2 protein-coding genes are annotated in these 2,062 nt (G+C 69.5%); both read right to left on the bottom strand.

All coding sequences use genetic code 11. The features are described from left to right. Positions 1-428, bottom strand: a 428-nt coding sequence (locus tag ACGF0D_RS44140; protein WP_392926215.1) for a thiamine pyrophosphate-dependent enzyme, incomplete at its 3' end; no start/stop codon positions are given. Further along, a partial coding sequence (locus ACGF0D_RS44145) for a 2-oxoacid:acceptor oxidoreductase subunit alpha (RefSeq protein ID WP_392926218.1) occupies positions 425-2,062 on the bottom strand: 1,638 nt, incomplete at its 5' end. The genes ACGF0D_RS44145 and ACGF0D_RS44140, both read right to left, overlap by 4 nt.

Consider the following 2,062-nt stretch of genomic DNA (forward strand, 5'->3'; position numbering starts at 1 on the left):
AGGCCGTAGATCCGGTTGTTGAACAACAGGATCTTCAGATTCACATTCCTGCGCAGCGCGTGGATGAGGTGGTTGCCGCCGATGGACAGGGCGTCGCCGTCGCCGGTGACCACCCAGACGCTGAGGTCCTGGCGTGCGGTGGCCAGTCCGGTCGCGATCGCCGGGGCGCGGCCGTGGATGGAGTGCACGCCGTAGGTGTTCATGTAGTACGGGAACCGCGAGGAGCAGCCGATGCCGGAGACGAAGACGGTGTTCTCGCGTCGGATGCCGAGTTCGGGCATGAAGGACTGGACGGCGGCGAGGATGGCGTAGTCGCCGCAGCCGGGGCACCAGCGTACTTCCTGGTCGGTCTTGAAGTCCCGGGCGCTTTGGGGTTGTTCGGTCTTGGGGACCAGGCGCAGGGAGGGGAAGGCGTGCTGCTCGGTCACTGGTGGTCCTCCTCGTCCAGGGTGCCGATCGCGGCCCAGAGCACGTCCGCGAGTTGGGCGGCCTTGAAGGGCAGTCCGCGGACCTGGTTGTAGGACTCGGCGTCGACCAGGTACTTCGCCCGCAGCAGCAGGGCCAGTTGCCCCAGGTTCATCTCGGGCACGATGACCTTCTCGTAACTGCGCAGCACCGCACCCAGGTTGGCGGGGAAGGGGTTGAGGTTGCGCAGGTGGGCCTGGGCGACTTCGCCGCCGTCGGCGCGGACCCGGCGTACCGCGGCGGTGATGGGTCCGTAGGTGGAGCCCCAGCCGAGGACCAGGACGCGGGCGTCGCCGCTGGGGTCGTCGACTTCGACCGGCTTCACGGTGATGCCGTCGATCTTGGCCTGGCGGGTGCGGACCATGAAGTCGTGGTTCGCGGGGTCGTAGGAGATGTTGCCGGTGCCGTCCTGCTTCTCGATGCCGCCGATCCGGTGCTCCAGGCCGGGTGTGCCGGGCACGGCCCAGGGGCGGGCGAGGGTGTGCGGGTCGCGCAGGTAGGGCCAGAACGCGCCGTCCTCACGGTTCGGGCCCGTGGCGAACCGCGGGTCGATCTCGGGGAGTTCGTCGACGTCCGGGATGCGCCAGGGCTCGGAGCCGTTGGCGAGGTAACCGTCGGAGAGGAGGAACACCGGGGTGCGGTAGGTGACCGCGATCCGGGCCGCCTCCAGCGCGGCGTCGAAGCACTCCGCGGGCGTGGCCGGGGCGACGATCGGCACCGGCGCCTCACCGTTGCGCCCGAACATCGCCTGCAGCAGGTCCGCCTGCTCCGTCTTCGTCGGCAACCCCGTCGACGGGCCACCGCGCTGGATGTCCACCACCAGCAACGGCAGTTCCAGCGACACCGCCAGGCCGATCGTCTCCGACTTCAGCGCCACACCAGGCCCCGACGTCGTCGTCACCCCCAGCGCCCCGCCGAACGCGGCGCCGAGCGCGGCGCCGATGCCGGCGATCTCGTCCTCCGCCTGGAACGTGCGCACCCCGAAGTTCTTGTGCCGGCTCAGCTCGTGCAGGATGTCCGACGCCGGAGTGATCGGGTACGAGCCCAGATACAGCGGCAGCCCCGAGCGCTGCGCGGCGGCGACCAGCCCGTAGGACAGGGCGAGGTTGCCGGAGATGTTGCGGTAGCGCCCGGCCGGCAGCCTGGCCGGCGGCACCTCGTAGGACACCGCGAACGACTCGGTCGTCTCGCCGAAGTTCCAGCCCGCCCGGAAGGCGCTGATGTTCGCCTCGGCGATCTGCGGCTTCTTCGCGAACTTCGCCCGCAGGAACGACTCCGTCCCGTGCGTCGGACGGTGGTACATCCACGACAGCAGGCCCAGGGCGAACATGTTCTTCGCCCGTTCCGCGTCCTTGCGCGCCAGACCGCTGTCCTTCAACGCCTCCAGCGTCAGCGTCGTCAACGGCACCTTGTGCAGGTGGAAACCCTCCAGCGAACCGTCGCCCAACGGATCCGCCGCGTAACCGACCTTCGCCAGCGCGCGCTTGGTGAACTCGTCGGTGTTGACGATGATCTCCGCGCCGCGCGGCAGGTCCGGCAGGTTCGCCTTCAACGCCGCCGGATTCATCGCGACCAGCACGTTCGGCGCGTCACCCGG

Source organism: Kitasatospora sp. NPDC048298 (assembly GCF_043201465.1).
Taxonomy (GTDB): domain Bacteria; phylum Actinomycetota; class Actinomycetes; order Streptomycetales; family Streptomycetaceae; genus Kitasatospora.